The following is a 6,535-nucleotide window of genomic DNA, read 5'->3' on the forward strand; positions in this document are numbered from 1 at the left end:
CCGCATCGTTTATAACTGACTGGTCAGTTATTAACATGAAATCCGCAATGATCCAAGGGTTATCCCCTCCCTGACCGATCCGGTCGCCCCCACAGTCCACCTGTGCTACAGTCCGGTCCGTCGTTGCCCGCCGCCTGTCATGGAATGTCGGCCTTGCCCGCCCTGGAAAAGCCTCTCGCCCTGCTGTTTGTCGACATCGCCGACAGCACCATGCTGTACGAGCGGATCGGCAACGTCACCGCCGCAACCCTGACCCAACGCGTGCTGGCCCATCTGCGGCAGTTGGTGACGGCGCATGGCGGCGCGGTGATCAAGAGCCTGGGCGATGGTCTGCTCGGAGCCTTTCCCGCCGCCGACGACAGCGTGCGCGCGGCGCTGGCAATGATGGCCGCGCAGGAGGATTACGGTCTGCGGTTGCGCATCGGCATCCACCACGGCCCGGTGATCGAGGGAATTGGCGATCTCTACGGCGACGCCTGCAACGTCGCCGCACGGGTGCAGCAGATCGCCCGCCCCGGCGAAATCCTGGCGACGGAGGCGCTGATCGGCGGCCTGGCCCCCGACCTGCTGGCGCTGACCAAACTGTTGAGCAACGTGGCGATGAAGGGAAAAGCCATCCCGATCCGCGTCCACCAGATCCGCACCACGGCGGAGGTGGACGAGGCGCAGGACAGCACGACGCTGGGCTATTCCGCCCACACCGGGGCCAACGCCATGCTGACGCTGCACCTGTCCTATCGCGGTCAGGATATTCTGATGAGCCGCGCCCTGCCCCGCGTCACCATCGGGCGGGAGGAAAGCAGCGGCCTGCGCATCGCCTCGCGCCAGACCTCACGCCAGCACGCGGTGATCGATTTCAGCCGGGAAAGCTTCATCCTGACCGACCATTCGACCAACGGCAGCTTCATCCGCAGCGGCGGGTCGCCCCCGGTGGTGCTGCGCCGCGATTCGACCAAGCTGGTCGGCAGTGGCCTGATCGGCTTCGGTGCCGAAGTGCGCGACGAAGGCCAGGACCACGTCATCGCCTTTCGCGGCGAGTTGGCCTGACCGTCCCCGTTACAGCAGACGGCGGCTGATGACGCTGTCGCGGTTGCGCAGAAAGGTGACGAGCCGTTCGGGATAGTCGGCGGCGATCGCCCCGCGCACCGACGGGCGCTCCGCCAACGCCGCGCGCCACGCCGCCACCTTCGCCCGCCCATCGATCAGACGCAGGTCAGCGGCGGTTTCGAACACGTCGAAATAGCGGAAGATCGGCCCGAACACCGCGTCCACCAACCCGAAGGACGAACCGGCGAAATAGGGGCCGACGAAATAGGGGCCATTGCCCAAGGCCGCCTCCACCCGGTCGAACAGCGCGCCGATTTCCGCGCGCTCCTTGGCGAAGGCCGCCTCGTCCTTGGCCCCGTACAGCCGGGCGATGGCGCTGAGGATGCTGGAGCCGAACTCGATCCAGCCGCGATGACGCGCCCGTTCCAGGGGATCGGCGGGGTGCAGGGCCGGGGCCTGGGTGTCTTCCAGATACTCCAGAATCACCGCCGATTCGAACACCACGCCCTCGGGCTTGCCCGGCTCGGCCACACGCAGCAACGGGACCTTGCCCAGCGGCGACAACGCCTTGAACCACTCCGGCTTGTCGGCCAGATCGATGGTGATGCGGTCGAACGGCACGCCCTTTTCGGTCAGCGCGATGGCCGCGCGCTGGACGTAGGGGCACAGATGATGGCTGACGAGCGTCAAGGTCGGCATGGCAAGCCCCTTTTCCAGAAAAATGGGGCGATGACGCACCCACGCAAGGCCACGCCATCGCCCCAACAGCGATCAATCCATGTCCACACACACCCTGTCCGAGGACAGGGGAGCCGCGATCAGGCGGCGGCCAGCTCCGCGATCACCGCGTCGGCCTTGGCAAAGGCGGCGGTCTTGGCGTCCGGCCCCATCGACACGCCTTCGGCGCGGACAAAGCTGACGTCGGTGATGCCGAAGAAGCCAAACACCGTGCGCAGATAGGCTTCCTGGTGGTCCAGACCGGCCAGCGCCGGGTTGGTCGAATAGACCCCGCCACGGCCCGAGGCGACGATCACGCGCTTGCCACCGGCCAGCCCCTCAGGCCCCTTTTCGGTGTAGCGGAAGGTGCGGCCCGCCTGGGCCAGACGGTCGATCCACGCCTTGAGCTGGGTCGGGACCGAGAAGTTGTACATCGGCGCGCCAACCACGACGACGTCGGCGGCCAGGAACTCCTCCACCAGCTCGTCCGTCAGGGCCAGTTCGGAGCGCTGGCGGTCGTTCAGGCCATCCAGGTTGCGGAACTTCACGACCTGGAGCAGTTCGCCCGAGAGGTGGTCCGGCGGGTTGGCGGCGACGTCGCGGTAGACCAACGCGGCGGCCGGATCGGCCTTGCGCAGCGCCTCAACCACCGAGGCGGTCAACTGGCGGGTGACGGAGGCGGTGCCGAGCGGGCTGGAGTCGATGTGCAGGATCGTGGTCATGGCGGGAAGCCTTCTGGTCGGTGGCGACCGGCGGCGCGCCGGTCAATGTCTGGAACCGACCATGCACCACGAACAATGATCCGAGAAGACAACGGCTTGGCGACAATACGTTGCCAGGGGCACAACAATCATCTCACCGTCCCACCGGTTCCCCAGCGCGGAACACCACCATTTCGCCGGGTTTCATCACCGTCCACGCCTCGTTCACGGTCAACGGCCGGGTGGCGATGACGGTGACAATGTCGTTCGGCGTGGTTTCCTTGGCGAAATCGACGCTCATGTCGGCGTCCAACAGCGTGGCGGCCCCAAAGGGCGCGCGACGGGTCAGCCAGGCGAGGTTGGTGGCGCAGTGGCACCACAGATACCGCCCGTCGGTCAGCAGCATGTTGAACACCCCCAGCGCGCCGAGATCGGCGGCCAGATGACGGATCAACCGCATCAGGCCGGCCATCGTCTTGGGCGGTTCGGGGTACTGCATGCGAATCTGGTCGAGCAGCCAGCAAAAGGCGTGCTCGCTGTCGGTGGAGCCGACCGGTTCGTAGAAGGTCAACAGGCGGTTCTTGATGCCCTTCAACTGGCCATTGTGGGCGAAGGTCCACACCCGCCCCCACAGTTCGCGGGTGAAGGGATGGGTGTTTTCCAGGGCCACCCGCCCCCGATTCGCCCGGCGGATGTGCGAAATCACCGTGCAGGACTTGATCGAATAGCGGCTGACCAACTCGGCGATTTCCGATTCGCAGCTCGGGGCCGGGTCATGAAAGGTCCGGCAGCCCTTGCCCTCGTAAAAGGCGATGCCCCAGCCGTCGCGGTGCGGGCCGGTCTGGCCGCCGCGCCGCATCAGGCCGCGAAAGCTGAAACAGATGTCCGTGGGCACGTTGGCGCTCATGCCCAGGAGTTCGCACATGATCTTGAGTCCCCGTGACCGCTCGTCGTCGAAAATCGTGTCGGACGCCCAACCTACGACAGACACAGCCGCCACGTCACCCCTTTGCGGGCGCAGAACAGACCCTTGCCTGTTTCCAGCATTCCCTTGCCATGGCCCGATTGCGGGTGGAAAAGAGAGAAGATGATCGGCGGACATCGCGTTATGCGGGTTTCCAGCCGACCATCCACCAACCATCCACCACCGGGAAGGGTGCCATGACCAGCATCGCCGCCGTCGTTCAGCAAGTCGCCCCGCGCATCAAGCCGAACTACATGGACGCGTTCCAGCAGTGCGACGCGCTGTTCGCGCAATTCGGCATCACCACCCCGCTGCGCATCGCCCATTTCCTGGCGCAGATGATGCACGAAACCGGTGGCGGCACCGTGCTGTACGAAAGCCTGTATTACACCACCGCCGACCGGCTGCTCGCGATCTTCGGCGTGGGCAACCATTCCGCTGCCATCCGGCCCGAGGAGGTTGACGGCCTGCTGCGCAACGAACAGGCGCTGGCCGAGCGCGTTTATGGCCTGGGCAACCCGCCCAAGGCCAAGGAGTTGGGCAACAGTCGCCCCGGCGATGGCTACCGCTACCGGGGCAGCGGGATGCTGCAGACCACCGGCGGGGCAAATTTCCAGCGGATGGGCGACAAAGCCGGGGTGGATTTCTACAACAACCCCGACCTGATCGTCGCCCCGGAACACGCCCTGAAACCGGCCCTGCACGAATGGGATGAAGGCAACCTGAACGCCGCCGCCGACGCCAACGACATCCGGACCATCACCCGGCGCATCAACGGCGGCTACAACGGCCTGGACGACCGGCAGGCTTGGTTCGACAAGATTTACCCGCTGGTCAACGGCGACGCCTCGGCCCCGGCAGCGGCACCGACCTCCGGCGGCATCGGGGCCGATGACGGGTCGGTCAAATGGCTGCAAACGGCGCTGAACGCCGCCGGGGCCAAGCCGCCCTTGAGCGTGGACGGCGTCAGCGGCTCCGCCACCACCAACGCCGTCCGCACCTTCCAGCAAAGCGCCGGGCTGAGCGTGGACGGCATCGCCGGACCGAAGACGCGCGCGGCGCTGGCCAATCATCCGGCGGTCGCCGCCTGACCGATCCCACCGGACTCCGGTCATCGTCACAAAAATATCCGTTTGAACCGGACGCGGTCCCTCCCCATAGTTGATGGAGTGACTAACGCATCTCGGTGCAGCGGACATGGCGTTCTGGCCGACCAAATACGACACCTCCCAGCAGCGGCGTGGAACCACGCCCGCTGCGCGGAGGGTCGTGGTCCCGTCGCACATCCTGCCCACCCTTCCCACCCCGGCTTCGCCGGATGATGCCGCCGCCAAGCCGCCGCGCGCGATTGACGAGGCGCGGACGATCCTGCGGCTGAACAGCCTGCTGCGCGGGGCCATCACCCCGGTCCGGGCCGACAGCGTGCTCGATCTGCTGGAACCCCATCGGCCACGGTTGACGCCCAAACCAATCAACCCGCTGGCCGGAATGGTCGGGCAACCGCAGGGCCGGATGCTGGAGGCGCTGCTGCGCCCCATCGGCCAAATCGTCACCGACGTGCTGCTGCCGGGCGTGCGCGACCATCTGATCGACCGCTTGGTGCGGAACCAGACCCTGCACGACGCCAGCCTGCCCAGCGCGGTGGATGTGGCCGACGCGATGCGCGCCCTGGTCGAACGGCTGCGCGGCGGCGGCCGAGGCCATCTGGTCGCCGTGGTCCACGCGATGGAGGCCGACGCCCGCGCCACCGCCGACCGCCTGACCCGCGACACCGCCCCCATCGACGAGGGCGGCATCGACCGGTTGGCCCGCGCCCTGCTGCGGTTCGAGGTGCGGCGCATGGTGCTGGATGCGCTGGGCGCCACCACGGCGCTGCATGAGACCACCTATCAGGCCCGCCGCCTCGCCCGCTTTTCCCTGCGCCGCGCCACCGAGGCGCTGGACGGCTTCTCCACCGACCGGGGGCTGCGGGCGCTGCACGCCAGCCTCGCCACGCTGGCCCAGGCCGATGGTCTGGTCGTCATTGCCATGCGCAACCTGGACGACCAGAGCGAGAGCAAGGAGGAAAGCGGCCCCTTTGTCGAACCCGCCGACCGCAAGGCGATGACCGACTGGCTGGGGTCGGTTTGGCGCTTGTCCGACACGCTGTTCGATCTGGTCGGCCGGGCGGCGGCGGGCGGTGAGTTGGACGATCTGCTGTTCGCCGCCATGCTGCGACAGTTGCGCAGCCTGCATCATTTCTGTGCCGATCTGACCCACGACGACCGCCCCCCCACCGTGGACACGCTGAAGGATCGCCTGATCGCCCGCAGCCTGGAGGTGGGCCAGTCTTTGGGCGACCACCTGATCGCGTCCCTGCTCGCCCAGCCACCCGACCGACGCAAGGCCGAACGCCTGCTGACGCGCGGGCGGATGACCGCCCAACTCCTCTACGACATGGAGCAGGATCAGGCGGTGGAACATCTTGCGCTGCGACTGCTGTCGGCGGGCGATGCGCTGGGGCAAAACGGACCGACTGGCGACAGTCTGGCTGTGGGGGCCATCCCTGAACAACCAAACGCCACGCTCGCAGGTAATGAATGAATTCCTCGGATGTCGTTCGTTCTACTGTGTCATGAGTTTATATTTTCTGTGGCAGCACGGACATCGTTCAAGCGTTTGGCCCAGCATTCGCGCGATGGCGATGCGCAGGATGGTGATGGAAGTTGGGACGTGCCGCTCAGGGCGCAGCGGGAGCACCGCGAGGGCGGTAACCTTCAGATAGCGCAGGCGCTTCGAGGCGCCCGGTTCGGGATGAAGCCGAGGGGGGAATCGCGGCCCGCTCACGGACCAGGAAGCCATAGGCGGCGATGCACAACGTGGCATGGTGGTGAAAGCCCCGCCAGCCGCGGCCCTCGCAATGCCCCAGCCCGAGTTCCAACGTAAGCATCCGCCGAGTACCGCAGTCAGGCCGCTTTTTGCTGTTCGCGGATTGCCTTCCATTCCCAGGGCAGGAGTTCGCGCAGACGGGTTTGGGGTATGTCGTTGATGCGTGCCAGCACGTCGGCAAGCCACGCCTGGGGGTCGACGTCGTTGAGCGTGGCCGTGGTGATCAGGCCGTACATGA

At 66.6% G+C, this 6,535-nt stretch carries 7 protein-coding genes and 1 pseudogene; 3 read left to right on the forward strand and 5 right to left on the reverse strand.

Going from position 1 to position 6,535, the window contains the following annotated elements:
* Positions 1-153 precede the first annotated feature (153 nt).
* The gene (locus tag EJ903_RS00680; RefSeq protein ID WP_246015040.1) at positions 154-1,047 is read left to right on the forward strand and encodes an adenylate/guanylate cyclase domain-containing protein; all 894 of its coding nucleotides are present in this window, start codon (positions 154-156) and stop codon (positions 1,045-1,047) included.
* A gap of 9 nt (positions 1,048-1,056) precedes the next feature.
* On the opposite strand, the gene EJ903_RS00685 is transcribed toward EJ903_RS00680, so the two are convergent.
* The 3 genes from EJ903_RS00685 to EJ903_RS00695 all read right to left on the reverse strand — a co-directional run bounded on the left by EJ903_RS00685 (position 1,057) and on the right by EJ903_RS00695 (position 3,390).
* Positions 1,057-1,746: a glutathione S-transferase family protein gene (locus EJ903_RS00685; RefSeq protein WP_126611180.1), complete on the reverse strand. Its 690-nt coding sequence runs from the start codon at positions 1,744-1,746 to the stop codon at positions 1,057-1,059.
* A 119-nt stretch (positions 1,747-1,865) separates the two neighbouring features.
* Positions 1,866-2,486 (reverse strand): FMN-dependent NADH-azoreductase, encoded by a 621-nt coding sequence (locus EJ903_RS00690; protein ID WP_126611182.1) that lies wholly within the window; start codon positions 2,484-2,486, stop codon positions 1,866-1,868.
* 133 nt (positions 2,487-2,619) lie between these two features.
* Positions 2,620-3,390 (reverse strand): class II glutamine amidotransferase, encoded by a 771-nt coding sequence (locus EJ903_RS00695; RefSeq protein ID WP_126611184.1) that lies wholly within the window; start codon positions 3,388-3,390, stop codon positions 2,620-2,622.
* A gap of 236 nt (positions 3,391-3,626) precedes the next feature.
* On the opposite strand from EJ903_RS00695, the gene EJ903_RS00700 reads away from it, so the two are divergent.
* Complete coding sequence (locus tag EJ903_RS00700; RefSeq protein WP_158627854.1) at positions 3,627-4,520, forward strand: peptidoglycan-binding protein; 894 nt, start codon at positions 3,627-3,629, stop codon at positions 4,518-4,520.
* A gap of 106 nt (positions 4,521-4,626) precedes the next feature.
* The gene (locus EJ903_RS00705) at positions 4,627-6,012 is read left to right on the forward strand and encodes a hypothetical protein (RefSeq protein ID WP_210211355.1); all 1,386 of its coding nucleotides are present in this window, start codon (positions 4,627-4,629) and stop codon (positions 6,010-6,012) included.
* Positions 6,013-6,148: 136 nt separating this feature from the next.
* On the opposite strand, the pseudogene EJ903_RS00710 reads toward EJ903_RS00705, so the two are convergent.
* Together EJ903_RS00710 and EJ903_RS00715 are read right to left on the reverse strand one after the other, a co-directional pair.
* Positions 6,149-6,355 (reverse strand): annotated as a pseudogene (locus EJ903_RS00710) (IS701 family transposase); the annotation flags it as partial.
* Between the two features lie 19 nt (positions 6,356-6,374).
* Positions 6,375-6,535, reverse strand: a 161-nt coding sequence (locus tag EJ903_RS00715) for a transposase domain-containing protein (protein WP_148105273.1), incomplete at its 5' end; no start/stop codon positions are given.

This window comes from Azospirillum griseum (assembly GCF_003966125.1).
In the GTDB taxonomy this organism is placed as follows: Bacteria; Pseudomonadota; Alphaproteobacteria; order Azospirillales; family Azospirillaceae; genus Azospirillum; species Azospirillum griseum.